We start from the raw sequence: 26,294 nt of genomic DNA on the forward strand, positions 1-26,294 counted from the left end.
AATATATCCATTTTTACAACCATCACAGACCACAAAGAAAGCTAAGCAAGCTGACGCCAGTAGAGTACCGACGTCAGCTTGCAGCCTAGGGCTTTCTTCGATGTCCATTAAAATGGGGCTTGACCAGCCGAAAACACGCCGTGTACAAGGCTTTTCTGTCTGGTTACGTTTGATTTTACTGCGGCTTATGGTGGTGGCGCTGCTGCGCCCGATCGCGGCCGCCGCCTTGGTTCGCGTGCGCGTGGCGTCCGCCGCCCGCGCCTTCCGGCCGGCCGGCGAGCTGCTCTCTCGGCGCGCCGCCTTCCGGGCGACCGCCGCGTCCGCCGGGGCCGCCCTTCGCATGCGTGCCCCCGTGCCCGCCGCCGGGACCGCCCGGGCCGGGGCCGCCGGGACCGCCGCCGGGGCGAGGCCCCTTCGGAAACTTCCGCCCCCCGCCGTGCTGCGGCCGCTGGCCGGGACCGCCGCGGCCGTCCTCCGCCCGCTCCTGATACCGCGGCTTATCGAAGGACCGTCCGCCGCCGGACGGCCGCCCGTCGCCGCGGCGCGAATCGCCGCCGCCCTGCCGGTTGTCGCGGCGCGGACCGCCCGCGCCTTGCTCGGCGCGACCGCCGGCTTCGCCCTTGTCCGTGGCGGCCGCGGCGGCCGCGCGCTCGGCGTTCCGCGCCGCGCGCGACGTCGATTGATGCTCCCGCCACGAATACGGCTTCCGGTCGCTGAACGCCATGCCCCCGGCGACGCCGACGATGCGCTGCATTCCCTCCGGCCGTTCCTCGCCGTCTTCGCCCGGCGCAGCCAAGACGGCCTCCGCCTCGGCGACCGGCTCCTCGGGGCTCGTCCCTTCCGGCGCTCCGGCTTTCGCCGGCAGCCGTTCAAGAATGAAATACGCGCACCCGAAATTGCAATATTCCTGCAAATAATCTTGCACCGAGGCGAATGCGGCTTCCTTCGGCCCCTTGTTGCTGCCTTCCTTAAAGAAACCTTTCAACCGCAATTGGTTGTATCCCCAATCGCCGACGATATAATCGTACCGGTCCAGCACCTCGCTGTATCGTTCCTTGAACGCTTCCGGCTTCCATGCATCCTTATATTCCTGCACCAATTCGTATGCCTTGCCGCCGATCCATATCACGTTACGTCCCCCTCGCCGACTCCACCTGTTCGTGCGCATGGTACGAGCTGCGGACGAGCGGTCCCGACTCGACGTGCGCAAATCCTCGCTTCTTGCCTTCTTCCTTCAACATCGCGAACTCGTCCGGCGTGTAGTACTTTTCTACATACAAATGCTGTTTCGTAGGCTGCAAATATTGCCCGATCGTCATAATATCGCAGCCGACGCTCCGCAGATCGTCCATCGTCGCCAGCACCTCGTCGACCGTCTCTCCGACGCCGAGCATGATCGAAGACTTCGTCCGGATGTTCGGCGCGTACGCTTTGGATCGCTCCAGCAGCTCGATCGATCGGCGGTATTTCGCCTTGGAGCGGACCCGGTCGCTGAGCCGTTCCACGGTTTCCACGTTGTGATTCAAGATGTCCGGCTTCGCGTCCAGCACCGCGTGGAGCGATTCGGCGCGGCCCATGAAGTCCGGGATCAACACCTCGACGCCGCACATCGGCAGCCGCTTCCGCAACGCCCGAATCGTGTCCGCGAAGATCGACGCCCCGCCGTCCGCGAGGTCGTCGCGCGCCACGCTCGTCACGACGCAGTGACGCAGTCCCATCTGTTCCGCCGCTTCGGCCACCCGCTCCGGCTCCGCCCGATCGAGCTCCGTCGGCAGCCCCGTCTTCACCGCGCAAAACCGGCACGCCCTCGTGCAAATATCGCCCAAGATCATGAACGTCGCCGTTCGATTCGCCCAGCACTCGTGTATGTTCGGACATTTCGCTTCCTCGCACACCGTGTGCAATGTCTTGGAGCGCATCATGCTCTTGATTTCTTTGAAATTCTCGAATTTATCCCCCGACACGAGGTCGATTTTCAGCCATTCGGGTTTTCTCTGGATCGTCTTCGCCATTGGGTCCCACCCTTTCTCTTTTCGCCGGCGGCGCCGCCGGGGTGGCGGGCGCGAATCCTTTTCAATAGGAAATTTGTTTACATTATAACATGAACTGTGGTTCATTCCACTTCCTCGTTCGGTTTGTGATATGATGGGTTACAGTTGAACGCACGCTCATGGAGGGGAACTCATGGACAACAGCTTAACCTTGGAGCAGAAGGATGCGCGATTGGGCGAAATCTTGCGGGACATGGGGCGGATCTTGGTAGCGTTCTCAGGCGGCGTGGACAGCACGTTCGTGTTGAAGCGCGCCTTCCAAGAGCTCGGAGACGATTGTACCGCCGTTACGGCCGCCTCGGAGACGTTCCCGACGCGGGAATTCGACGCCGCCGTGCGCATCGCGGAAGAGATGGGCGTCCGCTTGCTCAAGACCGAAGTGTCGGAGCTCGACAACGCCGATTTCGTCGCCAACAACCCCGATCGGTGCTATCACTGCAAGACGGGGCTTTATTCGCATCTACGCCGCATTACCGCCGAACAGGGGTATGGTTTTATCGTGGACGGCTCGAATATGGACGACTTAGGGGATTATAGACCCGGGCTCCAAGCGAAAAAGGAACAAGGCGTCCGCAGCCCGCTGCAGGAAGCCGGCATGACGAAGGACGACATTCGCGAGCTGTCGAAGCGGCTCGGCTTGCCGACGTGGAATAAGCCTTCTTTCGCATGTCTGTCATCCCGCATTCCGTACGGGACGCGGATCGAGAAGGGGAAGATCGATCAATTGGACGAAGCGGAAAATTTCCTCCTGCGCCTCGGCCTTTGGCAGGTGCGCGTACGCCACCACGACGAGATCGCCCGAATCGAAGTCATGCCGCAGGAGATGGCGAAGGTCGTGGAGCATAGCGAAGCGATTCACGCGAAATTCGCGGAGATCGGCTTCAAATACGTGACGCTCGATCTGCGCGGATATCGCACCGGCAGCATGAACGAGGTGCTCTCGGCCGACACGCGGAAGAAGGCAACCGCGCAATGAACGAAGAGTTGCAAGGGATCCTAGGGCGCGTAGCGGACGGCTCGCTCGCGCCCGCCGACGCGGAGCGGTTGATCGCGGGGAACGTCGCCCGCGCCTCCGTCGCCGAGCTCGGCTACGCTTCGCTCGACCTGCACCGCGAGAAGCGAACCGGCTTCCCGGAGGTCGTCTACGGCGAAGGCAAGACGGCGGAGCAGATCGCGGGCATTATGAGGAAACTTTCGGAAAATGCCGACCGCGTCCTCGCCACCCGCGTCTCCGCCGAGAAAGCGGCGGTCGTCGCCGCCGAGCTGCCCGGCGTCACGTATCACGAGACGGCGCGGGCGCTTACTTTATTTAAGAAGCCGATCCTGCGCGTGCGGGACGGCTACGTCGCCGTCGTCTGCGCCGGCACGTCGGACCTGCCCGTCGCGGAGGAGGCCGCCGTCACGTTGGAGTGCATGGGCTCGCACGTCGAGCGCGTGTACGACGTCGGCGTCGCCGGCATTCATCGGCTGTTCGCGCGGCTCGATACGATTCGAGACGCGTCGGTCATCGTCGTCGTCGCCGGCATGGAGGGCGCGCTCGCGAGCGTCGTCGGCGGCCTCGTCGACAAGCCCATTCTCGCCGTGCCGACCAGCGTCGGGTACGGCGCCAACTTCGGCGGCGTCTCGGCGCTGCTGACGATGCTGAACTCCTGCGCTCCGGGCGTCTCCGTCGTCAACATCGACAACGGCTTCGGCGCCGGGTACAACGCAGGCATCATTCACTCCCATATCGCGAAGAGGTAGGAATCGACGACATGCGAATTTTATATTTCGACTGCTTCTCCGGGCTGTCCGGGGATATGACGCTAGCCTCCTTGGTCGACCTGGGCGCGGATCGAGCGTATATCGAACGGGAGCTCGCCAAGCTGAACGTCGGCGGGTATACGCTGTCCTGGCACCGCGTGAATAAGAAGGGCATCTCCGCGCTGAAAGCGGACGTGCTGCTCGAGGACGACTCGCCGCCGGTGCGGGTGCCTTTCAAGGTGCTGCATACGCACGATCATAGCCACTCGCATACGCACGGGCATGATCACGGGCATGGGCATACGCACAGCCACGAGCATAGCCACGACCACGCGCATAGCCATGAGCATAGCCACGATCATGGACATAATCACAGTCACGGGCACGATCATGGTCACGGCCACGGCCACGATCACGATCATGAACATGGGCATCACCATCATCATCGCGGGTACGCGGATATCGTGAAGCTGATCGAAGACGCGGGCCTCAGCGAACGCGCTGCGCAGCTGAGCCTCGCGATCTTCGCCAAGATCGGCGCCGCCGAATCGAAAATTCACGGCATCCCGCTCGAGACGGTGCACTTCCACGAGGTCGGCGCCGTCGACTCCATCGTCGACATCGTCGGCGTGGCGCTTGCGATCGACAGCTTGAATCCCGATCGCATTCTGTCGGCGCCCGTCCCGCTCGGCGCCGGTACGATTCATATCGATCACGGGCTCTACCCGGTGCCGGCGCCCGCCACGCTCGAGATGATGCGCGGACTGCCGATCGCCCCGTCGACGCATCGCCTCGAGCTGACGACCCCGACCGGCGCGGCTATCGTCGCCGCGCTCGTGGACGAGTTCAGCTCCAGCCTGCCGCCGATGATCGTCGAAGCCGTCGGCTACGGCGCAGGCACGCGCGAGCTGCCGAACCAGCCGAACGTACTGCGCACCGTGCTCGGCTTCGCGGAGAAGCGCCTCCACGTCTGGCCGGGGGCGCAGCAGGCGGAAGCGGCGAGCTCGCCGCATCACGATCACGAGCGTCACCATAGCGGTCAATAAGTTGCAAGCCTCCCTCGCTTTCGAGGGAGGCTTTTCTGATGACGGCGGGTGCGCGGGAGAGGCTTCCGGATGCCCCGGGTGTCGTGTCCTGTCCCGAGACATTCGCCGTCGCGGCTCGTGTAGTCGGACAAACTCCGACTCTTCGCCCTCATCCCCCCGCCGCAGCCCCTCCAATCGGAGAAACTCCGACTACGCAAGCAAGTTACTTTCCAAACCTCAATCGTTCCCCCAATATCCCATCGCCCCCTGCACCTTTCCCCCGCGGTTTTCCCCCGCAAACTCAAATTTTTCCGTGCAAACTCGTCTCCAACGGCAACATTCCCGCAACCGCCATCGTCAATGTAATTGGTATCGATTGTCAAAATATACAGACAATTAGGGGGACGATTTCATGAGAAGGAAACGGAATGCCTACGTCGCCGCAACCGCGGCCCTCGCCGTCGCCTGCTTCGCGCTGGCGGGGTGCAGCAGCGACGACCGCAACGACTCCGCCGTCGGCACGAGCGGAGAAACCGCGACGAAGGAGGAGCGAAGCCTTGCCGAGCAGCCGGCGCCGGCGCCGGCGGCCGATCGCGCGGCGACCGAGTCCGAAGCGCAGATGACGTCCGAGCCCGCGCCGCCTTACGGGAAGCCGTCGCGCCCGGCGCCGCCGAACGGCCAAGACGACATGTACTTCGACCATGCCGGCACGAACCCGTTCGTCGCGACCGAAGACGATCCGCTCTCCACGTTCGCCATCGACGTCGATACGGGCTCCTACACCGTCGTCCGCAATTACGTCGCCGGCGGGTCGCTGCCGCCCGAAGACGCCGTTCGCGTCGAGGAATTCGTCAACTACTTCGAGCCGGATTACGCGGCGCCGAAAGACCAGGCGTTCGCGGTGCACGTCGACGGCGGCCCCTCCCCGTTCGGCGAAGGCTACGAGCTGCTGCGCATCGGGCTGAAAGGGCGCGAGGTGGCGGACGAAGACCGCAAGCCCGCCAACCTGACGTTCGTCATCGACGTCTCCGGTTCGATGGGCCGAGATAACAAGCTCGGTCTCGCGAAGCGAAGTCTGCACCTGCTGGTCGACAGCCTGCGGCCGAGCGATCAGATCGCCATCGTCACGTACGGCTCCGACGCGCGGATCGTTCTCGATCCCGTATCCCTTGAAGAGAAGCGCGACATCGAAGACGCCATCGACGCGCTCGCCTCGAGCGGCTCGACGAACGCCGAGGAAGGCCTCAAGCTCGCCTACGACGTGGCGGAACGCCAATACAGCCGCGACGCCGTCAACCGCGTGATCTTGCTGTCGGACGGCGTCGCGAACGTCGGCGAGACGAGCGCGGAAGGCATTCTCGAGACGATCGACGAATACGCGAACACGAAGCGCATCACGCTCACGACGGTCGGCTTCGGCATGGGCAACTACAACGACACGTTGATGGAGCAGCTGGCCGATCAGGGAGACGGCGTATACGCCTACGTCGATTCGTTCACGGAAGCGCGCCGCCTGTTCGTCGAGAACGTGGCCGGGACGCTGGAGACGATCGCGCGGGACGCGAAAATCCAAGTGGAGTTCGACCCCGAAGCGGTCGACCGCTACCGCCTGCTCGGCTACGAAAACCGCGATATTCGCGACGAGGATTTCCGCGACGACGAGACCGACGCGGGCGAGGTCGGCGCCGGACATACGGTCACCGCGCTGTACGAGGTGAAGCTGACGTCCCCCGAAGCCCGCCGAAACATCGGCACGGCGCGCGTCAGGTACGTCGACGAGAAGACGAACCGCACGGAGGAATGGACCGTCCCGCTCCGCACGGAAGGCGAGTTGTCCGACGATCTGAAGTTCCTGGCGGCGGTCGCCGAATACGCGGAGATTCTGCGAGGCAGCTACTGGGCGAAGGAAAGCTCGATCGAAGCGGTCCTCGACCTCGCCGAACGCGCGGCGAAGGACGAACGGGAGCAGCAATTCGTCACGATGGTCAAGGACACCGCGGCGCTGCGAAGATAACTAAAGGAAAGCCGACCGGTCACCCCCGGTCGGCTTTCTCCTTAGCCGCGCTATACGCGCGCCTCACTTCGTCGTACACCGCCTTCAGCGGCACCCCTTCCCGCTCCGCGATCGCCGCGCACTCCCGGTATTCAGGCGCGTACTGCACCGCCTCGCCGCCGGCATACCCGACCTTCACGGTCACCGGCCCCCAAGGCGTGTCCACCGCGACCATCCGCCGGCCGAGCCGATGCACGCTCGCTTCGATGCGCCGAATGCCGAGCGTCGTCGTCTCCCGGAAGACGATGCCCTCCATCCGCGGCGCCGCTTCCCGCGACGCGAGAACGTTCAGCATGACGCCCGGCCGCCCCCGCTTCATGACGATCGGAATCCAATAGACGTCGTTCGCTCCCGCCGCGAACAGCAGCTCGGCCACGTAGGTCGTCCACTCCGGGTTCATATCGTCCAGGTTCGCTTGCAGGATCACCATCCCGTCGTCCACATGTTCCTCGCCGTGCGCCCCTTCGAACAACTGACCTCGCTCCTTTTTCCCTGTTTCCGTTATTTTTTCGAAAACTTGCACACATTAAAAATGATACCGCATCAGCGGAAAATGGCAACGTACAGTGGAGGAAAACTATGGCTCTCGCTAAAAATTTCGTCACCGGGGCGCTGGCGGCCGCCGTCGCCGTCGCCGCCGCGAGCGCGGCCCCGACGGTCTCGCGCGCCGCGCCCGCGGATCAATCGGCGATGTATCGTTCCGAAGCCGAGTCGGCAAGACAAGCCCGCCAGTCGATGCTGGACACCTTCACGGAACGGAAGGCGCTCTACGACAGCGTCAGCGCGGTCACCGGCATTCCTTGGTTCAATCTCGCGGCCGTCGATCAATACGAGCGCACGCTCAGCCTCGCGCACCCGAAGACGAGACCGCTGCGGGACGGACTCGTCGCCATCCATCTGACCGAATACCGGTGGGTCGGCTTCCTTAACCCGAACCACCAGGACACGAATCTGCGCACGATCCGCTTCTTCGACGGCTTCGGCCGCGACGGCGACGGCGACGGGAGGGCCGATCGCAACAACGACGCCGACGTTCTGTACAGCATGGCCGACTTCCTGCTCCGATACGGCACCTCGCCGGCCGACTTCGACATCGGCATATGGGAGTATTATCAGAACGACCGCAGCGTGAAGCGAATCAAGCAGTTCGCGAAAATTTACAGCTTGTTCGGCACGCTCGACCTGCACCGCCACGCGTTCATCCTGCCGCTCGGAGGCGACTATTCGTACCGCAGCACGTGGGGCGCGGCCCGCAGCTACGGCGGGTATCGCATCCACGAGGGTACGGACCTGTTCGCTCATTACGGCATGCCGGTCCGCAGCGCCGCGTACGGCGTCGTCGAGGTCATGGGTTGGAATCGGTACGGCGGCTGGCGGGTCGGCATTCGCGACCTGAACAACGTGTACCACTACTACGCGCATCTCTCGGGATTCAACAAGAAGTTCAAGGAGGGGGACATCGTGCAGCCCGGCGACGTCGTCGGATGGGTCGGCAGCTCCGGCTACGGCAAGCCCGGAACGCAAGGGAAGTTTCCTCCGCACTTGCATTACGGGCTGTACCGAGACAACGGGCTGACGGAATGGTCGTTCGATCCGTACCCGCACCTGAGGAAGTGGGAACGGGAGGAGCGGAACCGCAAGCGATCCGGAAAATAATTACGACGCAGGCGTCTCCGACACGGACGACGCCTCTTCTTCTGCCGGGGCCGCGGCGCCCGCGGGATTCGCGTGCGGCAGCGCGAGCGGCGGCGCCACCCCGGCAGCCCCGTCGTTCCCCATGGGGTTGCCGTTCGCGTCGAAGTAATACATCGGCACGTCGCCCTTCACGAGAATGTACGAAATCGGAATTTCCGTCGTTACCAGCTCCGGCTCCGTGGCGAACGGAATATAAATCATGACCTCCGCCGTGATGCGAACGAAGACGGTGATGAGCAGCATATTGATGCCGGCGTCCTCCCGTCGGGTACCGATGTCTACCTGCGGCGCTCCGGCCGATTCGAAGGTAAGCGGGATTTTGGGACCGAAGGACGAAAGGATCGCGCTGTCGAACGCCTGCCCGATCGGAATGCGTTCCACGAGGTGCACGTTCGCGTCCAGCGCCCCGGTGACGATATCGACGATCTGGGACGAAATCTTCATATGCTCCCCGTACTTCAACGAGAGGCCCGTAATGTCCCCGCTTTCGTTCGTCCACCGGTCGACGAGCTCTTCCATCTCCGCGCTGTTCGCCACTTGATTCGCGATCGCCTGGTTGATCGCGTCCGTCGCGATCTGCTTGACCCGGATGCGAGCTACGTCCATGAGCGGCTCGCGAATGTTGTGCTCGATGAACAAGAACGTCTGGATCGTCAACACGAAGCTGACGATCAAGGTAATGAGGAAGATCGACCGCTTGCTGAACGGCTTCTTCGACTGCGCTCGGAATCGGTTGGACAAGGGCGGCCCCCCTTTCGTCTGGGTTCCAGCGGTTCCGTCCTTGTCATATATATGAGCCATGCCCGGGAAAAAGAAGCCTCCCCCTCCTCCCCTGCCGCTCCCGGAACGCCATCAGCGCCCGTTCGCGGTCATGAAGACCGCCGGCAAGGCGTTCATGCCTCCCCTTCGCTCGTCGCCCGCAAACCGGCTAGGAACGTGTCGAGCAGCAGGCCGAAGCTGACGTTCGTGTCGAGCTTCAGCCCGAAGCCGCCCGCTTGCTCGATCGAAGCGAAGCCGTGCAGAATGCTCCGCAGCCCGCGGATCATGTGAAGCGTCCGCTCCTCGCCGAGTCCGTATGCCTCCAGGACCCGCATGACGACCTGCACGACGGCGTACGACGCCCGGTCCAGTTCCTCGTCGTTCGGGTCCGTCGCGCGGAACGTCGCTTCGTACACGCCCGGGTGCATTCTGGCGAAGCCGACGTACGCTTCGCTCATCGCCCGCACGGCGGCATCGCCCGACTTGCCGACGGCGGCCGACGCCATGACGTCCCGCAGCCGCTCCAGTCCGTATAAGGCCAGCTTTCGCTTCAGCGCCGGCAGCCCCTCCACATGGTTATAGAGCGAAGGCGTGCGAACGTTCAGCCGCGCGGCCAGCTCGCCGAGCGACAATCGATCGAGTCCCTGCTCGTCGGCCAGCTCGGAAGCCGCGCGCAGCACCGTCGGTAAATCCAATCCAACTCTCGGCGACATGATATCCTCTTCCTCCCTTATCCGAGTCTCGCTTCGGCTTCCGCGATCGCCCTGCGCATCGCCGCGCCGGGCGCTTGCAGCATCGCCCCGTGACCGACGGCGAGCAGGCGCGGGTTCAGCTCCGCAAGCTTCTTGGCGCTGTCGAGCGACGTCCGGGCATCCCACGTGCCGAACGCCGGGAACGGAAACCACGGCACGACCGTTCCCGCCACCGCCGTCCTGCCGCGCGTCTGGAACGCGTCCCCGGCGATCAGCGTCCCGTCCCGTTCGTCCAAGAACGCGAGCGAGCCCGGAGTATGTCCCGGCGCGGCGATCGTCGTCAGCGAACCGATCCGTTCGCCTTCGCGCAGCAGCCGATCGGGCCGGGCCGCAAGCTGCTTCGGCACGCCGCCGCGGATCGGCGACGCCGGCTCGCCCGGCAGCAGCGTCAGATCGCGGTCGAAAAACCGGGCGTCCCGCTCCGATACGGCGATCGGCACGTGCGGGAGCGCTCGCTTCAATTCGTCCAAGGCGCCGACATGGTCTTCGTGCGGATGGGTCAGAACGATGGTCTCGATCGACTTGCCGATGCGCTTGGCGGCGTCCAGAATGCCGCGAGCGGAATACGGCAGCGCCGCGTCTACGAGCGTCAGCGAATCCTTTTCCTCCACGAGATAACAGTTGACGGGGAACACCCCGGGCAAAAACGTAAGTTGATGGACGGCGCCCATGTTCGTTCGTTTCATTTCCAAAACCTCCCGATAAACTATTTATAATAGTATAATAACTAATTTTATTAGTTTTTGCAAACCTTTTTTTCTAGCGACCCGCCGCCGCCGCTTCCCGCTTATGGGACCGCGGCGGCGCCGCCGTATTCGAACCGCTACTTACTCCATAACGAACTGGATATCCGGGCCCGTCGCGTCGATCGTTACATTCTTGTCCTGCAAAAACCACATGTCCCCTTCTTCGATGAAGAACGTCATTCCGCCCGCTACGGCGCTCTCCTGCCGTTCGCCGCTCCGCGGCCGTTCCTTCTGGATGCCGAGCACGTAAGGCTCGGCGCCCCCTCCCGCATACCTCGCGTACACCCGGATGAACTCGCCGGGCTCGAAGCCCCACTCTCCCTGCAAGCAGGCCACGGCCCGCTCGGTCACTTCCAATCTCATATCGACACCCCCTCCGCTTTCGTCCTTCGCATATTTTCGCCCTCTTCGGAAAATATAACCAAAGCAATGCGAAAACACAAAAGGAGACGGTACGTGTGGCGCAACTGAAATTCGCGATCGTGTATTACAGCTCGACGGGGACGAACTACAATCTTTCGAAAATGGCGGAAGCCGCCGCGAAAGCGAACGGCGCCGAAGTTAAGCTCATGAAGGTGCAGGAGCTTGCGCCGGAGGCCGCGATCAACGGCAATCCGCTCTGGAAAGCTCATGTCGAAGCGACGAAGGACGTGCCCGTCGTCACACTGGACGATCTGCAATGGGCGGACGCCATCTTGTTCAGCATGCCGACGCGCTTCGGGAACGTCCCGGCGCAGATGAAGCAGTTCCTGGACACGACCGGCGGACTGTGGTTCCAAGGGAAGCTCGTCAACAAGGTCGTCAGCGCCATGACGTCCGCCCAGAACGATCACGGCGGCCAAGAGGCGACGATCCTGTCTCTGTATACGACGATGTATCATTGGGGCGCCATTATCGCCGCTCCGGGCTACACGGATCCGGTTATCTTCTCGACCGGCGGCAACCCGTACGGGACGAGCGTGAAGGTCGACCAGGAAGGCAAGATGACGCAGGACGTCCAGCCGGCCGTAGCCCACCAGGTCAAGCGCATGCTGGACATCGCGGCCAAGCTGAACGCGTAAGGCGACAAGAAAGCGGCGAACCGCTCCCGTCATTCGGACGGGAACGGTTCGCCGTTTGCTTTAGGCGTACGGGGGGTCGAGGTTAGCGCGCTCCAATCGAAGGACATCGATCGCCCTGACGCCATGGACCGATCGGCCCGAAATCCGACCAAGTGCCCGACGATCGAATGGTCCAGCGAGGCGGAGAAGCTCGCCTTCTCATCCCCCCGCACCACGCGGACGAAATCTTCTACGAGACGATGATCGCCGCCGCCGTGCATATCGTTGCTTACGCTGATCTCCACGCGCTCCTCGCGGAACGTGCCGCCGCCGTCCGTCAGCGACGGGCGGCGAACGACGAAGGCTCCGTCTTCGAGCACGCCTTGGATTTCTCCCTTCGTTCCCGTAATATGAACGGTTCGGCACGCCTTCGCCGTCGCTCCGACAAGATTGTGCACGGCCGTGCTGCCGTCCTCGAATTCGATCATGACGGCCTGATGATCGACGATGTCGTTATCGCAGCGCCAGACGCAGCGTCCGAACGGGTTGTCGGTCCCGAGGCTCTCCAGCTTCTCCCGGTCGCTCAGCCGCACCCCGTCCAAATACCGCGGCCATACGTACGCTCCCCACAGCGGACGGTCGACGTATAACTTCTTCGCCGAGTAAACGCAATCCGCCTCGATCCTGCAATCGGTCAAACATCGGGTCCCCGATCCGGCCGGCGCGCGGGACTCGCGGAATTGCAGGAGGCTGCCGTAGCTCGATACCCGAACGGGACGCGTCCCGGATTGAAACCACGCGATCAGGTCGAGATCGTGGCAGCACTTCTGCATCAGGAAGGAGGACCCGCTTCTGGCTTGGTTCGCGAACTTCCCGCGAACGAACGCCGTCGCCATGTGATGGAAGTCGACGTTCTCCTCCGTCTGGATATGGACGATCTCCCCGATCGCTCCCGACTCGATCGCGCGCTTGAGTTCAGTATAGAAGGGGGCGTATCGCAGGACATGGCAAATCATGACTTTGTTGCCGTGCTCCCGCGCCGTGCGGTACAGCTCCGTCACTTCGTCCTCCGAGACGCCGATCGGCTTCTCCAACAGCAAGTCGTATCCAATGCGGAGCAAGGGCAGGCTCGTCGATACATGGAGATCGTCCATCGTCCCGTTCATCACCGCATCCGCGAGCTTCGGCCGAAGCGCCAGCTCCTCCACGGACGAGAACGTCATCTCCTCCGGAATGTCGTACGTCTTCGCCGTATGCTCCCGCCGCTGCGGATTCGGCTCTACGACCCCGGCGATCCGCATCCGCTCCGGATGCTTCCGCGAGTAGCTTGCGTAATTCATGCTGCGGCTGCCTGCGCCGACGATGATGACGGAGACCGGTCGTTCCCGGACGCCGCCCGCTGCCTCGTTACGATTCATTGCGTTTTCCATCCCCCTGCACGATAAGTTCGCGTTGACTCGCAGGCTAAGCATATCCGGGGCCGCATCGAAAAAAAAGTGCAATATCCGCACTTTTCTCGTTAAGGACCATGATCAATTCGTATTTTTATGAACCTCGGGAACCGGCGGCGGATCCGTGAGCGATTTCTTGATCCGGTAATCTTTCGGCGTCGTGCCGAAGCGCTTCTTGAACAGCTTGAAGAAGTAACTCGGCGAGCTGAAGCCCACCTTTTCGGAAACTTCGTTCACTTGGAGGTTGTGATTTTCCAACAGCATGACCGATTTCAACAAGCGGATTTCGTTAATATAGTCGGCCACGGAGATCGTCTCTTGGCGCTTGAAGATGCGGCCGACGTACGCGGAGGACATCTTCAGCCGATCGGAAATTTCTTGCAGACTCAAATTCGGATTCGAGTAATTCGCTTGTATGACTTCCTTGATCGTATCGACGATGACATGATCTTTATTTTCGACGCCCCGCTTCCGATCGACGAAGAGCTCGTTCAGCATGCTGCCGAATTCCGCGAAGATGTCGTCGAGCGTCTCCTTCTCGAACACGAGGCGGTCGACGGAGCGCAGGTCGATCGACAGCGGCGCCAGCTTGTTCTGATTGATTTCCCGCACGGTTTGCTTCAGGATGATGCCGAGGTGAATGACCGACTGAATGACGGCGTCGGAGCTCATGCCGGCGATGACGCGGCGAATGTGCTCCAGTTCTTGAAAGACGTTCTCCTGCCGATTCGATTTCACCGCTTCGATGAACTTCCGCTCGAGCTCCGGCGGAATTTGCGTCTCCGGATTGTCCAGATTCGGCTGAACCATCGCCGGCGTAATGACCGCGCCCAAGCCGAAATTCATCTTGTACGTTAAGAAGTCGAGCGCCCGCTCGTATTTTCCGGTCAGCTCGCGAGAATCGGTCGTCGGCTCGGCGAGCGCGACCGTGAACGTCACTTGGTAATAATCGCGCACGATGGACTGGGCGCGGCGCAGCAGCTGCGCGAAACGCGAGATGCGGTCTTCGTCCGTCCGCTCGGCTTCGAGAATCAACACCAGATACTCGCTCCGCATATCGACGACGTCGCAGTCCGTCTCCTCCGAGAGCACTTCCTGAACGATGTTGCCGACCGCGAAGCGAAGCAAATTCACGTCGACGCCCAGCGTCTTCGCCTTCAGCTTCGCGTATTCGTCCAGCTTGATCGCCCCGAGAACGATGTCCTTCGTAAGGCTCGTTCGCAGGTACCCCTTATCGATGCATTCCTGTCGGTCTTCTTCCGAAAACTCGGAGCTGTCGGTAACGAGCTTCCTAATGTAATACGAGCGGAGGATCGCTTCGTCCCCCTCCTGCTTGACTTGCTCCTGCATGAGCGTCTCGATCAGGCGGTTGTAGATTTGCGAAATGTAGCTGATCTCGTCCTTCTCCTCGAATCGGTCGAGATCGTTCCCCGTGAACCGCTTCGTCTGCTTCAGCAGGCCGTTGATCGGAGAGTACAGCTTGCTCGTAACGAACAAGGAGGCGATGACCGCCAGCACGAGACAGACGGCGGCGACGGTCAGGAAGACGAGCTTGAGCTTGTCGACCGCGGCCAGGACGACGGCGTAAGGCTCTATGTCCGCAATGATCCAATCGACGGAGGGATTTACCATGTAATTGACGATATGCTTGTCGTCGCCGACCGCGTACGTGAACTGCGCCACTTGATTTCCGCCGTCGGCATAATGGCGGTACACTTCGTCCTTGAGCGCTTCCAAATCCAGATCCGTCCGCGCGGACGCACTGTATATTTCTTGATTCTGGTCCAAAATGAACATTCGATTGGAGCGGTTCCCGGATTGTCCGTTCGCCAGCTCCAGCTTCTCCAGCAGCCATTCCGGCTTCACGTTAATGATCAGCGCGCTCTCCGTCCTCGTATATTCGTCCAATGAATCGTACAGGAAGAGCGAAAATACGTATTGCTTGCGCTCGGGCCGTCTGACGTCGGGCGTAAATTCGATCGGCATCAGCTGCATCTTGTAGATCGGGTCGCTGCCGTTCAAGTAGCCTTCGATCCGGTTGATCAAGGTGCTGTTCGGCGCGGTGATCGCGTTGTCGCCTCCAGTGAAAAAGACGCCGCGCTTGCTGTTGTAAAAGACGACCGAATGGACGAAGGAGTTGTATGCGATCGTCTTATTCAGCTTAATGACGCGGGTCGTTTCCTCGAAGCGGTCGATCTCGCCGCTGTACAGCAGATGCGCCATATCGTTGTCGTAGAACAGCGAGATGGCGAAGTTTTTCACGGTTTCGTTCATGTACGTGATGTTATAGTTGATCTGGGAAAGCACCTTCTCGTTGGCTTCCTGCTGCGAGTCCAAGCTGATTTTCTTGGAATACCAAAAGGCCGACAGCAACGATGCCAGCATAAAAGAGACGATCAGTAAATTGATCGATAATACGATACGCATGAAATATCTACGTTCCCTGTACTTGCGCAGATAGTTATTCATAGGTACCCTCTCATCCTGCCCGTCTTGGGGGTTACGCCGTCGTGAGCCTATTTTAACACGGCCGTCCCTCAGGGGACAGGCCGAATGTCGCCGAGAGCGAACACGCCTCCGCTCTGTTCGTAGAAGTCGGGCCCGAGGCGGAAGATGCCGCGTTCCTCCGGGATCCAGCCGCCGTCCGGCGCCGGATGCCTGCGCTTCATCGCTTCCCACTCGCGATAATTTTGCCTGCCGTTCGTCTCGATGAGACCCATGGTCAAGCCGGGCGGCGGCGGCAGCAAGGCGGCCAAATTTTTGTTCCAGTCGACCATGACCGGGCTTCCGGTCAAATCCGCGCAGAAGCACGGGATGCCCCGTTCGACGGCCAGCTTCGCGATCTTCAGGCTCAGGCTCATCGTCTTCGCGACGGGCTTTAGCGCGAACGCCCCGTACCCCAGCCGGATGCGCTCCAGCGCGTCTTCCTCCCCGTGCACGCTCTCGTCGGCGACGACGCGCACCGGAATGTCGGCGACGCTCTCCCGCACCTCCTCGGGGAACGGTTCCTCGAGGAGCAGGATGCGCTCGAGCGCTCCCATGCGGTCCGCCGCTTCGACCAACCGCCACAGCTGCTCCTTCGTGCCGTATCGGCCGTTAATATCGAGGTAATAGGCGATGGACCCGTTCGCCGTGTAGGGGCATTCCCGCTCGCCGGCGAGGCGGTGGACCGCGCGAAGCCGCTCGATGTCCCACGCCAGCATCTTCTCCGGATCGCCGTCCGCGTCCGGATCGGAGCCCAGCTTGATCTTCAGCACGAAGGATCCGTCGTCCAGCAGCGTCTCGATGTCGGCATCGGTCATCCCGTACGAGACGACCGGCGCCGAAGCGATCCGTTCGTGGCGCCAGGTCAAACCGACGCGGTACGACTCCGGAATCAGCTCGGCGAACCGCGCGCCCGGACGCCGCCGGCTAAGCAGCGCCCAGGCGGCATGATCCGCAGCGACCAGCGCGTTAAGCGCGAAGGTTCCCCGAAGCGGCTTCTCGGTCCACTGCCGGGCGGCGTACGCGCGAGCGGAGCCCGTTAGCGCGTCCAACAAGTCGAGAGGGGTTTCATAGCGAACGCCTGCGAGCGCCGACAGCGCATGCAGCGCGATGTCCCTCATGAAAGCATTGCCTCGCTCGTGCCCCCACTCGGCGTACACCTGCGGATCGGACCATAGGACGCTCTGGACGGACAGTCCTTCTCCGATGCGCCCCTCCTCGTCCTCCATGGCGACGATCGTCTGCCACAGTTCGTCCACGAAGCCGCCCTTGAACCCGAACGGCGCGAGCAGCGGCTCCCGCTTCACCGCAAGCTTCGCGTTTTTGATCGTAATCATGGCTGCCGTCCTCCTTCGTTATTCCGAGACCATCCGACCCGGCCGAAGCCGCTCGGCTTCCGCCCGCCGGAAGTAATCGTCCATCCGCTCCAAGCCGAACTCCGCGATCACGTCGTCGACGGTGCATTCCTCGGTCTCGCTCGTCATCAACACGCAGCCGAGGTATCCGGGATCGTGGATTTTGATTTTCGGTCCGTATTTTTGTTTGATGTCGCGGAAGTGCGCCCCGTTCTCGTCGATATGCAGCACCGCGTAATCCAAATTGATCCGCGCGGTGACGAACGGATAGTAGTTCGTGCTATGCGCCGCGGTCTCGCCGAGCGGCGTCACCACCGTGCAGGGCAGCCCCGCGATCGCTCCCGCGAAATACGCCCTGCACGAATACGCCCAGTAGCCCTGCATCGCGCCGCCATGATACATGGAAGGGAAGACGATGAGGTCGAGCTTCTCCTTCGCGTAGCGCAGCCGCAGCTCGTCGAAGTTCAGATCGAAGCAGATCGCCGCGCCGACTCTGCCGAAGTCGCACTCGAACACGGCGGCGTCCGCCCCGTACAAAATATTCGTCTTCGAGAATTCATCGGGCACCAAATAATTCTTGATGTACGCCCCCATGACGAGCCCCTCCCGATCGATCAGCTGCATGGAGTTTCGCCAGCTGCCGTCTTCGGCCTCCGTATGCGACGGGTAGGCGATGTAGCAGCGATGCCGCTTGGCGACGTCCGCGAGCATATCCCGGAATCGATCGCCCCGCGCGCGGTAATACGCGAGGCGCCGTTCCAACGGGTACGCCGTCGCGTCGGGGCGGTCGCACGCCTCCGGCAAGACGATCAAGTCCGGCCGGTCGGGCAGCGCGCTGTCCAAATGATGCTTCCAATGTATGATCATGCGCTCCAGCGCCGCTTCGGGCGGCACGTCCGCTTCGATGCGGAACGGCCTCGGCCCGACGCAAGCGATCGTCACGTAATTGGCCATTTCGGAACCTCCTAACAGTGGGAAAAGGATACGTACACCCCTCGGTCCGCCGAAGGGTGTACGCGCGGTGCGTCTTAGTAGTTCCGCGTCACCGTCAAGTCGGTAATGACGGCTTTCGCTTCGGGCTTCCCGGAGCCGGTGCGCATCGCGACGCCGACAAGCAGATTGGCGCCGGTAAAGCTGACGGTCGTCTCGTCGAACAAGATGTACTTGGAATCGTCTAAATAATAGGCCTTCACGTTGGTCCCCGTCTTGACGAGCATAATCGGCAGCGCGCGCTTCCCGGTAACGCCCGGAATTTGCTCGACGCCCGTCTTGAAATTGTTGCCCGTGGTGGTCGTAGCGCCCGCCGTCTGGCCTCTGTAATCGAACCGCGGATAGTCGCCGATGCCGTCCATGCGGAACTGAACATGCTTGGAGGAGGCGGAGTCCTGCTCCCGCAGCATCAATCCGATCGTCCCGGGGTCCATATAACTGAACTCGATGTTCGCCTTCAGCATCAGCGTCGACGTAGGCGCATTCGAATTGGGTACGGATTTGTTTAGAAATACGAAGTCGTCCGACGAGCCGGTAATCGCGACGCCCTTGCCGATGAGCGTGTACGCTCCGTTACTTAACGTCGCGAATCCGCTCGCGTTCGAGCCGTACGCCTTCGCCATGTATTCCGTCGTCGCCGGCGTTCCGACCGGATAGACGGTGACGACGTGGTAGACGCCCTTCTTGACGCCGCCGATCGTCGCGACCGCCGCGATCGTCGTTTGGCCCGGTCCCATCGCCGTATACGATACCGTTGCGCCGTTCGCGCTATTGATCTGTACGACGCTCGGGTCGGCGGACGTAAATACTACCGAGCCGCTCGGGAAGCTCGCGCCCGCCCCGTTCTGCAGCGTGCCGGACAACGTTAGCGTACCGGTCTGGCCCGCGGTCTTCGCGGTCGTCTGCGCCGGGAATTTCACTTCCTTGAGCTTCGTTTCGTCGTTTAAGCCGGACGCGAACGGCGTCGCTTCGATCAAGCCCACGTTGTCCACGTAAGAGAAATGGTTCGCGTAAGACTTGTTTTTGAATAGTTGCACACGAGTCGGGATCGTCGATCCGTCCGGCGCCGCGAGCGACCCGGTCGTGAACGAAAGTTCCTCGCGCGTATACGTCTCGGCGGTCGACGGAATCGACAGTTTCGGCGGCACCGACGCATAGTAGTAATTTTCGATGCCGAGATGCACCGTCTCCGTCGACGGTTCGTTATGCACCCAGGCCGTGAGTTTGTAGCTCGTGTTCGGTTTCAGTCCGGCGACCGCCTGTTCGACGCCGTCTCCCTTCGCCGAGCCGGAGGACGTACTGTTTGGATCCCCGAGCCGCAATTTCGAACTGAGTCCCCGTTCCAACCATGGCCCGGTCGACTTCGTGTAAGTATTGGAGGTCTCCCACCTGACCGTCGTCGCGGTCGATTCCCACGGCAGCCAGTGGTTCGAGGCGCCGATGCCTCGTTCGAAGCCGCCGTTCCGGATGAGATTCATATAAGGCGTGTCGACCGCGGCGTATACCGGATTCGGCGGGTTCATAAAGTTAACGGAAGGGATCCAGTTCCCGCTGTTGCCGCCGCCGCCCGACTCGTAAGCGCCTGCGTCCGGAGCGTTGCCTCCAAGCGAGTACTTATCGGTAATGCCGGGGAGCTTCGCCCCCGCATCGATCGCGGTAGATCCCGCCTGCGGAACGTAATTCGCGCCGAACGTCAATCCGGCCCCCGAGACGACGTTGTACCCATGAGTCACAGTATTTAGGAACAACTTGCGGTCCGCCTCCAAGGAGAACGCCTTATCCGTCATAATATTATTGAAGATGCGCGTCCCGTAATTTTCGTCCGGATACGCACCCGTCCAATGATATCCGATGCTTTTATCGTTATCGACGATCGTGTTATTGTAGATCAGCCGGAAATTTCCCGGGCCTCCCAACTGAATGCCTGTATCGTTGTTGAAGATGACATTGTGATGCACAATCGCGTTATCCGCGAAATTATCCAAGTAGACGCCTACGCTCGTGCCGTTGCCCTTGCTGTCGTGAATCCAGTTGTGATGAATTTCGGTATTGTTCATATCGCTGCCCCAGCTATAAATCAAGCCGCCGTCCCGGGACAGCCTCATTCCCCAATAGATATCGTTATAGGCGATCTCGCCGCTGCCTTGGGTGATGAGGATGTTGGTGCGCCCGGAATCGCGAATTTCGTTATGGCTGATCAGGTTGCGGCTGCCGCTCGACAAGCGGATCAACGCGTCGGACGAAGCCATATACGTCCCGTCGTGGATCCGGTTGTTGACCACCCGGTTGTCGTTCCCCGCGATATGAATCAGCGTGCCGGACGAATACGCGATCGTGCTGTTCTTGATTTCGTTATGATTGCCGGCGATGTTGATGCCGCGCTCGCGCTGATGCTCCATCGAAGTGCCTTGGTTGAAGTCGGAGAAGTACACGTAATTCGCCGTCATGTCGTTCACTACGTTGTACTCGGACGGAACGCCGGCCTTCGTATTCATGAGCACGTTCGCCGCGAACACGTCGATGCCGGAAATATGAATATGCGACTTCCCCTGCAGGTCGAAGGCGGTTTGGCGCGCCTTAGCCTCGATCTGGACTGGCGTCGTTTCGCTAGGACTCCATAAGTATAAGTGCGTCCCGTCCGCGTACCATTCGCTCTTCGCGTCCAACGCGCCGAGCACGCCGCTCAGGAAATACGGATTTCCTTGCCTTAGCCAGTAATAATCGTGGTCGCCCGTAAAGGTCGGCATCGTCAGCGTGCGCGTCGCCGCATCGAACGCTGTGACCGTGCTCGTTTGGCCGGTGTAGGCGTCGCCGCCGCGAGCCCAGATCGTCGCGCCGGTCCAATTGACGTTCGTCGGCAACTCGTAATCTACGATCTTATGATTGACGACGGTGTCGCCGGACATCGTCTGCGTGGTGCCGGACTTCATGTACGCCATCCCTTGCTCGAGACCGGGCAAGTTATAGATGGCTTCATCCGGCAAGTTCGGCCACCTCGCCTCCCATAGCAAGGTAGGCGTGCCCGTCATATGAATGCCGCTCGAGTCTTTAGGAACGATAAAGAATTGCCGCTGCGTCGCGTCGATTTGCGGGCTCCCGGAATACGTCGTCCGGTAGATGCCCGGATAGCCCGGGATGTTCGCCGACGACCAAGCGGTCGTGATCGGTTCGGCGCCGCTGACGACGACGGTTTCGTTCGGCGCGGCCTTGAACGAAATCGGATTGCCGGCCGTCCCGCTGTTCGCCGGCGCGATCGTCTCCCGGTAGATGCCGCCGGAGACGATGCACGTATCCCCGGGCAGCGCGACGTTCGCGCACTTCTGAATCGTGCGGAACGGCGCCTGCGCCGAGCCGTTGTTCGCGTCGTTGGCGTTGCTCGCCTTGGACACGTAATACGTCGTGCCCGCGGCCTGCGCGGGCGGAGCCTGGAACGACAACGTTCCGAGCGAAAGCGCGAAAACCATACCTAAGATAAGTCCGTGTCGAAGCTTCGTCTTTGCGTACATAAACCGGCCTCCTTCGAAATGGGGGTCGTGCCTTTATGTCTCGCTTTCCGATGCTACCCACCATGCCTTGGCGGAATGGGGGCCCATGACGATGTCACCTCCTTCCAGCATGGGAACACGCTCCCGAGTCCAGAACTCTTCATGAGCTCCCTTCAGCCCGGCGTAAGGCGCCGGCAGCCTCGTGCTCCGATAGTCGTCGCTCAGATTGAACAAGACGAGGAGCTTGCGTCCCTTCCCTTGCGCCTCGACGATCGGCACATCGTCCCCGTCCCAGGCGAACAGGTTCAGCGGAACGCCCCGTTCGACCGGCTCCTGAAGCATGGCGTCCAGCAGCGTGAGCCCGCGATCATTGAGCAGAGGCAGCGCGTCGCTGAACACCAGATCGCCGCCGCCCGCGTAACAAGCTAGAAGCAGCGTCTTCGCTTCCTCCTCGTTCATTTCCCGACCCGTGTAGAAATTCCCGCCTCTCCTCCACGGCGACTTCGCCAGGCGCCGGCTAAGTTTGCGGTCCTCCGTCGTGCTCTCGCATCGAACGATCGCGAAGTCGGGGTCGGCGTTGCCGACCGATCCTTGCATCCACCAACGCGCCAGCATCGAGCGGATGTTTTGACGAATGTGGCTCCAATAGTGATGCGTATCGCCGGTCGTCCGATGGGCGTTCGCGATGCCGACGACCGATTCGAACGGCGCGCCGCATGCGAGCAAATACGCGTCTTCCCCGATCGTCTCGCGAATGAGCAGGAACAGCTCGCGAATCATCCCCGCGGGCGTGACGTCGTCGCGGACGAATCGGGAGGCGCCCATCAGATACTGGGCGAAATCGCACTTGAAGTACGTAAAGCCGGCCGCCCGCAGTTCCGCGAATACCGAGCGCAGATGCGCGCGGACGTCCGGATGCGTAATGTCGAGCAGGACCATGGAGCCATACCCCATGCTGACCACGTACGGATTTCCTTCCGCGTCGCCGACGAACCAATCCGGGTGGTCCCGGTATAAGGGCGTATAGACGTTGACGAGCAGCGGCGCCGTCCAGATGCCGGGCTCGGACCCGGTTTCGCGAATCCGATCGCAAAACTCCTTCAATCCGCTAGGGAACTTCCACCCCGCTTCCCAGACGCCCCATTGGCGCTCGTAGCCTTCGTCGATCACGATATAATCGAGCGCCCCGGCTCCCCACCGGTCGCGCGCCGCTCTCGCGTTGACGACGAGATCGTCCTCCGCGACGGCCCCGGCGTAGTAGTCCCAGGAGTTCCATCCGGTCATGCGCCGCTCGGGGAAGAGCGAAGAAGGCAGCCGGTCCCTTAGCAGCGACGCGTACCGGTCGAGCAGCGCGACGCCGTCCGTCCCGTGCAGCGCGACCAAGTGCGCCAGCGCGAGCGACTCGCCCGCCGCGAGACGGCGAGGAACGCTTAGACGCGCCGCGATCCCGAAACCGCCGTCCCGATGCGGGTACTCATGCAGAATCGGAAAGCCGACGAAGCAATCGCCGTACGGGGGAAGCGCGCCGAGCAGCACCGCTTCTCCGGGATTCCGTCGTGACAGCACGGTGACCATCCCCGATTCTTCCGTGGGGTCCGCCCAATCGTTCGGGCGGTGGAGCGGGCGTACGCCCGCCAGCCCCTCGAACGTCGCGGGGTGATGCAGCTGCACGTATTCCCTCGCATCCAGATTCGGCCCTCCCCGGACCGGGCGCCACTCCAGACTGATCGACGTCAGCCGAATGTCCTTCCCGCCGTCGTTGTGTACCGTTACGGTCCGGGTTCCGCCTTGGCCGACCGTAAGGGACAACGTCAATCCGGACCATCGCCAGGAGCGGCTCCCGTCGGGCCGCTCCTCGGCGGCGTCGGCGGTTTCCCCTGCGTACGTCCCGCCGTCGAACGCGACCTGCACCGAGGCCCGTTCGAATCGAATCTCATCAAGATGCTGCATGACTGACAGCCCTCCGTTCCTCATGAACCTACGTAATTTTCGCGTTACGCGAGCAGATGCATCTGCTCCGCACGCACTTCGCCGGACAAAGGCCGGCCCTCAGTATACGCTTTCAAGTCGTCCACGACCGCTTGCGCGATTCGCCCCATCCCGTTGTTGACGGCGCCAGCGATATGCGGCGTCAACGTCACGTTCGGCAGCCTTCGGAACGGATGATCCTCCGCCGGCGGCTCCGGTTCGGTAACGTCCAAGCAAGCGTACAGTCTGCCCTTGCTCAGTTCGGCGATCAACGCGTCCTCGTCGATGACGGAACCCCTTGCCGTATTAATCAGGACGCAGTCGTCCTTCATCATCGCGAGCCGCGCCGCGTCGAACATATGGTACGTCTCCGGCAGCGACGGCAGATGGATCGAGACGACGTCGCTCTCCCGCAGCAGCGTCTCCAGCTCGGCCTTCTCGGCCCCCATCGCTTCGGCCCGCTCCGCGCTGACGAACGGGTCGTACAGGACGATCCGCACGTCGAAATTTCGCATCAACTTAATATAATGAGAACCCGCCCGCCCGGCGCCGACGACGCCGACCGTGAGTCCGTATACTTCCCGCACGCGAGTGCCGGGGTCCCAGCCGCCCTCGCGCGTCTCGCGGCCGAGGCGCCACATATCCTTCAAGGATACGATCGTAAAGCCGAGCGCCGTCTCGGCGACGCCCTTGCCGAGCGCTTCCGTCGCGTTGGATACCCTGACGCCTCGGCTCCACAACGCGTCCGTGACGATCGGCTTCACCGTGCCCGCCGCATGGAGCACCAGCTTCAAGTTCGGCGCGGCGTCCAGCACCCGCTCCGTGAGCGGCCCGCATCCCCACGACGTGATCGCGACGTCCGCGCCGGCGATGAGCGAGCGCGCTTCCTCCTCGGTCGGATTCGCGCTTCCTTCGTTCAGCGCGACGTCCCCCCATTCGCGCAATAACGCGAGATGATGCGCGCCGAATACCTTTTCTCGAACGTCCTTCCTCTGCAAAACCGCGATTTTCACGCTCTTTCGTCCTCCCCGAAAGAGAAGGGGAATCGATCGGATGTCCGATCGATTCCCGCCCTCTGGATTCATTTTCGCTGCCCGTCGCTTATCCCGGCGACAAATTACTTCTTGCCGTTCGCCGCCAACCACTCGTTCAGCTGCTTCTGCGTTTCGGCCCTGATGACTTCGGCGCCGGCCTTCTCCAGCTTCTCTTCGTAAATCGGCAAATACTGTTCCGGATCGAGCGTGCCGGTCGCGAGCGCGGCGTAATATTCGTCGTTGACGGCCTTCACATTCGCGGTTTCCGTCTTTACGGGGTCGGTGTTGAACACGAAGCCGTTGTACGGCGATACTTCCGCCTCCGCATTGATCGCAGCCGTCTGCTCCAATTTGTCCGCGGGCGCGCCCTCCGGCAGGTATTCGTTGCGAATGTTGCCGAATACCCAGTCCGTGTTCGTGAAGTACCCCGACTCCGGATTGGTCTTAATGAAGTTGCCCGTCGTCTTCTCGTAGTGCTTGCCTTCGATGCCGTATACGAGCAAGTTATACAGCTCTTTATCCGTGTTGACGAGCTCGAGGAACATCATCGCGCGCTCCGGATTTTTGGACGTACGGCTGATCGCGTTCATCGTGCTGCCCGCGCCGGTGAATACCGCCTTCGCGAGCGGATGGAGAACGACCTCCTCGCCGCCGATCGCCGCGCTGAACTCCACCTCGGAGCCCGGCTTGCCCGTGAAGTCGAACCAAACCGCCGTATTTCCTTTGTTGTAGGCGTCTGCGGCGGACTTCAGCGTCGCCGCGTCCTCGTTGATCAGGCCTTGGGAATACCAGGAGTGTGCCAGCTTGAAGTTTTCCCGCTTTTCCTTCGTCACTTCCGGCAGCACGGTGTGCGTCGGATCGTTCTTGTACACCGCCACCTTCGGGTCGATGCCGTAGATGAAAGCGGTGTAGAAGCCTCTCGTCGTGCCGAACGGGACGATGCCCGGCTCGTTTTCTTTGATTTGCTTCAGGAACGGCTCGATGTCTTCCATTTTCTTGATCGTGCTCAGATCGAGGTTGTATTTGTCCACGAACCGCTTTTGCAGCACCAAACCCGCGCGGCTGGCGGAAATTTGGTAGTTCGGCACCGCGTAAATCTGACCGTCGATCTTCGCGTCGTTCCAGAACTTCTCCTCCATCGAATCGTACAAATTCGGACCGTATTTTTCCAGAAGTTCGTCCAGAGGCTGGAATACGCCTTTCCTCTGATTGTTAGGGAAGGAGAACAACCAGCCCGACGTCCAAATGATGTCGATCGCTTCGTTGGACGCGACGATCGTGTTCAATTTCTGCTCATACGTCCCGAAGTCGATCGGCATGAGCTTAATCGTCGCGTTGATTTTTTCTTTCGTAATTTTATTGACGGCTTCGTTCACCAGCGCTTGATCGACATGCGCTTGGTTCTGAGGATAATACCAGGTGAGCTCGACCGGCTCCAGCTCCGGCGCGGCAGGCAGCTCGTCATCGGCGGGGGCGGCCGCGTCGGCCGGCTTGTCGGCCGGCGTGTCCGTCGTACCCGTCGTCGAACCCGAGCACCCGGCGAGTCCCGCCGCGAGCGCCGTGCAAAGCGCGAGCATCATCGACCAGGTTGCTTTCTTTTTCTTCTCGATCGCCTGTTTCATCGAAAAAACCCTCCTTAGAATTCATTGTGAATGAGTTTTAT

22 protein-coding genes are annotated in these 26,294 nt (G+C 61.5%); 7 read left to right on the forward strand and 15 right to left on the reverse strand.

What is annotated here, in order from left to right:
- The first annotated feature begins 5 nt into the window (after window positions 1-5).
- Window positions 6-89 carry an IS3 family transposase gene (locus tag RIN49_RS26350; RefSeq protein ID WP_309122735.1) on the forward strand — a complete coding sequence of 28 codons (84 nt, stop codon included), beginning with the start codon at window positions 6-8 and terminating at the stop codon, window positions 87-89.
- Between the two features lie 86 nt (window positions 90-175).
- Here RIN49_RS26350 and RIN49_RS26355 read toward each other — a convergent pair whose 3' ends face one another.
- Window positions 176-1,129 (reverse strand): YutD family protein, encoded by a 954-nt coding sequence (locus RIN49_RS26355; RefSeq protein WP_309123100.1) that lies wholly within the window; start codon window positions 1,127-1,129, stop codon window positions 176-178.
- Window position 1,130: 1 nt separating this feature from the next.
- A complete protein-coding gene (gene lipA, locus RIN49_RS26360) occupies window positions 1,131-2,012 on the reverse strand; it encodes a lipoyl synthase (protein ID WP_309123101.1) in 882 nt (293 codons plus the stop codon).
- Window positions 2,013-2,184: 172 nt separating this feature from the next.
- On the opposite strand from lipA, the gene larE reads away from it, so the two are divergent.
- The 4 genes from larE (at window position 2,185) to RIN49_RS26380 (ending at window position 6,833) form a co-directional block, all read left to right on the forward strand.
- Window positions 2,185-3,027 carry an ATP-dependent sacrificial sulfur transferase LarE gene (gene larE / locus RIN49_RS26365; protein ID WP_309123102.1) on the forward strand — a complete coding sequence of 281 codons (843 nt, stop codon included), beginning with the start codon at window positions 2,185-2,187 and terminating at the stop codon, window positions 3,025-3,027.
- Window positions 3,024-3,794, forward strand: a complete 771-nt coding sequence (gene larB / locus RIN49_RS26370; RefSeq protein WP_309123103.1) for a nickel pincer cofactor biosynthesis protein LarB — start codon at window positions 3,024-3,026, stop codon at window positions 3,792-3,794. The genes larE and larB overlap by 4 nt, the downstream gene beginning before the upstream one ends.
- A gap of 11 nt (window positions 3,795-3,805) precedes the next feature.
- Window positions 3,806-4,840 (forward strand): nickel pincer cofactor biosynthesis protein LarC, encoded by a 1,035-nt coding sequence (gene larC, locus RIN49_RS26375; protein WP_309123104.1) that lies wholly within the window; start codon window positions 3,806-3,808, stop codon window positions 4,838-4,840.
- A 391-nt stretch (window positions 4,841-5,231) separates the two neighbouring features.
- Window positions 5,232-6,833, forward strand: coding sequence for a vWA domain-containing protein (locus RIN49_RS26380; RefSeq protein WP_309123105.1), 1,602 nt, complete (start codon window positions 5,232-5,234; stop codon window positions 6,831-6,833).
- A 19-nt stretch (window positions 6,834-6,852) separates the two neighbouring features.
- On the opposite strand, the gene larC2 is transcribed toward RIN49_RS26380, so the two are convergent.
- Window positions 6,853-7,344, reverse strand: a complete 492-nt coding sequence (gene larC2 / locus RIN49_RS26385) for a nickel pincer cofactor biosynthesis protein LarC2 (protein ID WP_309123106.1) — start codon at window positions 7,342-7,344, stop codon at window positions 6,853-6,855.
- A gap of 107 nt (window positions 7,345-7,451) precedes the next feature.
- Here larC2 and RIN49_RS26390 point away from each other — a divergent pair, with 107 nt between their 5' ends.
- Window positions 7,452-8,528 (forward strand): M23 family metallopeptidase, encoded by a 1,077-nt coding sequence (locus RIN49_RS26390; protein ID WP_309123107.1) that lies wholly within the window; start codon window positions 7,452-7,454, stop codon window positions 8,526-8,528.
- Here the strand turns inward: RIN49_RS26390 and yunB are convergent, their stop codons facing one another.
- The 4 genes from yunB to RIN49_RS26410 form a co-directional block, all read right to left on the reverse strand.
- Window positions 8,529-9,308: a sporulation protein YunB gene (gene yunB / locus RIN49_RS26395; protein WP_309123108.1), complete on the reverse strand. Its 780-nt coding sequence runs from the start codon at window positions 9,306-9,308 to the stop codon at window positions 8,529-8,531. It lies immediately after the preceding gene.
- A 152-nt stretch (window positions 9,309-9,460) separates the two neighbouring features.
- Window positions 9,461-10,039, reverse strand: coding sequence for a TetR/AcrR family transcriptional regulator (locus tag RIN49_RS26400; protein ID WP_309123109.1), 579 nt, complete (start codon window positions 10,037-10,039; stop codon window positions 9,461-9,463).
- A gap of 17 nt (window positions 10,040-10,056) precedes the next feature.
- Complete coding sequence (locus RIN49_RS26405; protein ID WP_309123110.1) at window positions 10,057-10,764, reverse strand: MBL fold metallo-hydrolase; 708 nt, start codon at window positions 10,762-10,764, stop codon at window positions 10,057-10,059.
- 141 nt (window positions 10,765-10,905) lie between these two features.
- Window positions 10,906-11,187: a Fe-S cluster assembly protein HesB gene (locus RIN49_RS26410; protein WP_309123111.1), complete on the reverse strand. Its 282-nt coding sequence runs from the start codon at window positions 11,185-11,187 to the stop codon at window positions 10,906-10,908.
- Window positions 11,188-11,282: 95 nt separating this feature from the next.
- On the opposite strand from RIN49_RS26410, the gene wrbA reads away from it, so the two are divergent.
- Window positions 11,283-11,885, forward strand: a complete 603-nt coding sequence (wrbA, locus tag RIN49_RS26415) for an NAD(P)H:quinone oxidoreductase (RefSeq protein ID WP_309123112.1) — start codon at window positions 11,283-11,285, stop codon at window positions 11,883-11,885.
- Window positions 11,886-11,914: 29 nt separating this feature from the next.
- Here wrbA and RIN49_RS26420 read toward each other — a convergent pair whose 3' ends face one another.
- The 8 genes from RIN49_RS26420 to RIN49_RS26455 form a co-directional block, all read right to left on the reverse strand.
- Complete coding sequence (locus RIN49_RS26420; RefSeq protein WP_309123113.1) at window positions 11,915-13,282, reverse strand: Gfo/Idh/MocA family protein; 1,368 nt, start codon at window positions 13,280-13,282, stop codon at window positions 11,915-11,917.
- Window positions 13,283-13,396: 114 nt separating this feature from the next.
- Window positions 13,397-15,742, reverse strand: a complete 2,346-nt coding sequence (locus RIN49_RS26425) for a helix-turn-helix domain-containing protein (RefSeq protein WP_309123114.1) — start codon at window positions 15,740-15,742, stop codon at window positions 13,397-13,399.
- Window positions 15,743-15,852: 110 nt separating this feature from the next.
- Entirely contained in the window at window positions 15,853-17,136 is a 1,284-nt protein-coding gene (locus tag RIN49_RS26430; RefSeq protein ID WP_309123115.1) for an enolase C-terminal domain-like protein, read from the reverse strand.
- Between the two features lie 18 nt (window positions 17,137-17,154).
- Window positions 17,155-18,108, reverse strand: a complete 954-nt coding sequence (locus RIN49_RS26435) for a carbon-nitrogen hydrolase family protein (protein ID WP_309123116.1) — start codon at window positions 18,106-18,108, stop codon at window positions 17,155-17,157.
- A 74-nt stretch (window positions 18,109-18,182) separates the two neighbouring features.
- Entirely contained in the window at window positions 18,183-21,650 is a 3,468-nt protein-coding gene (locus RIN49_RS26440) for a right-handed parallel beta-helix repeat-containing protein (RefSeq protein ID WP_309123117.1), read from the reverse strand.
- A gap of 33 nt (window positions 21,651-21,683) precedes the next feature.
- The gene (locus tag RIN49_RS26445) at window positions 21,684-23,579 is read right to left on the reverse strand and encodes an alpha-galactosidase (protein WP_309123118.1); all 1,896 of its coding nucleotides are present in this window, start codon (window positions 23,577-23,579) and stop codon (window positions 21,684-21,686) included.
- A 44-nt stretch (window positions 23,580-23,623) separates the two neighbouring features.
- The gene (locus RIN49_RS26450) at window positions 23,624-24,610 is read right to left on the reverse strand and encodes a hydroxyacid dehydrogenase (protein WP_309123119.1); all 987 of its coding nucleotides are present in this window, start codon (window positions 24,608-24,610) and stop codon (window positions 23,624-23,626) included.
- Between the two features lie 104 nt (window positions 24,611-24,714).
- Window positions 24,715-26,253: an ABC transporter substrate-binding protein gene (locus tag RIN49_RS26455; protein ID WP_309123120.1), complete on the reverse strand. Its 1,539-nt coding sequence runs from the start codon at window positions 26,251-26,253 to the stop codon at window positions 24,715-24,717.
- Window positions 26,254-26,294 lie beyond the last annotated feature (41 nt).

The sequence above is a fragment of the Paenibacillus sp. genome (genome assembly GCF_031177825.1).
GTDB lineage: Bacteria > Bacillota > Bacilli > Paenibacillales > YIM-B00363 > Paenibacillus_AE.

What these genes read in the sequence shown, in the direction of transcription:
- lipA (WP_309123101.1), bottom strand. Translation starts at nt 2,012, where the DNA reads ATGGCGAAGACGATCCAGAGAAAACCCGAATGGCTGAAAATCGACCTC.
- larE (WP_309123102.1), top strand. Translation starts at nt 2,185, where the DNA reads ATGGACAACAGCTTAACCTTGGAGCAGAAGGATGCGCGATTGGGCGAA.
- larB (WP_309123103.1), top strand. Translation starts at nt 3,024, where the DNA reads ATGAACGAAGAGTTGCAAGGGATCCTAGGGCGCGTAGCGGACGGCTCG.
- larC (WP_309123104.1), top strand. Translation starts at nt 3,806, where the DNA reads ATGCGAATTTTATATTTCGACTGCTTCTCCGGGCTGTCCGGGGATATG.
- RIN49_RS26380 (WP_309123105.1), top strand. Translation starts at nt 5,232, where the DNA reads ATGAGAAGGAAACGGAATGCCTACGTCGCCGCAACCGCGGCCCTCGCC.
- RIN49_RS26390 (WP_309123107.1), top strand. Translation starts at nt 7,452, where the DNA reads ATGGCTCTCGCTAAAAATTTCGTCACCGGGGCGCTGGCGGCCGCCGTC.
- RIN49_RS26400 (WP_309123109.1), bottom strand. Translation starts at nt 10,039, where the DNA reads ATGTCGCCGAGAGTTGGATTGGATTTACCGACGGTGCTGCGCGCGGCT.
- RIN49_RS26405 (WP_309123110.1), bottom strand. Translation starts at nt 10,764, where the DNA reads ATGAAACGAACGAACATGGGCGCCGTCCATCAACTTACGTTTTTGCCC.
- RIN49_RS26410 (WP_309123111.1), bottom strand. Translation starts at nt 11,187, where the DNA reads ATGAGATTGGAAGTGACCGAGCGGGCCGTGGCCTGCTTGCAGGGAGAG.
- RIN49_RS26420 (WP_309123113.1), bottom strand. Translation starts at nt 13,282, where the DNA reads ATGAATCGTAACGAGGCAGCGGGCGGCGTCCGGGAACGACCGGTCTCC.
- RIN49_RS26425 (WP_309123114.1), bottom strand. Translation starts at nt 15,742, where the DNA reads ATGCGTATCGTATTATCGATCAATTTACTGATCGTCTCTTTTATGCTG.
- RIN49_RS26430 (WP_309123115.1), bottom strand. Translation starts at nt 17,136, where the DNA reads ATGATTACGATCAAAAACGCGAAGCTTGCGGTGAAGCGGGAGCCGCTG.
- RIN49_RS26435 (WP_309123116.1), bottom strand. Translation starts at nt 18,108, where the DNA reads ATGGCCAATTACGTGACGATCGCTTGCGTCGGGCCGAGGCCGTTCCGC.
- RIN49_RS26440 (WP_309123117.1), bottom strand. Translation starts at nt 21,650, where the DNA reads ATGTACGCAAAGACGAAGCTTCGACACGGACTTATCTTAGGTATGGTT.
- RIN49_RS26445 (WP_309123118.1), bottom strand. Translation starts at nt 23,579, where the DNA reads ATGCAGCATCTTGATGAGATTCGATTCGAACGGGCCTCGGTGCAGGTC.
- RIN49_RS26455 (WP_309123120.1), bottom strand. Translation starts at nt 26,253, where the DNA reads ATGAAACAGGCGATCGAGAAGAAAAAGAAAGCAACCTGGTCGATGATG.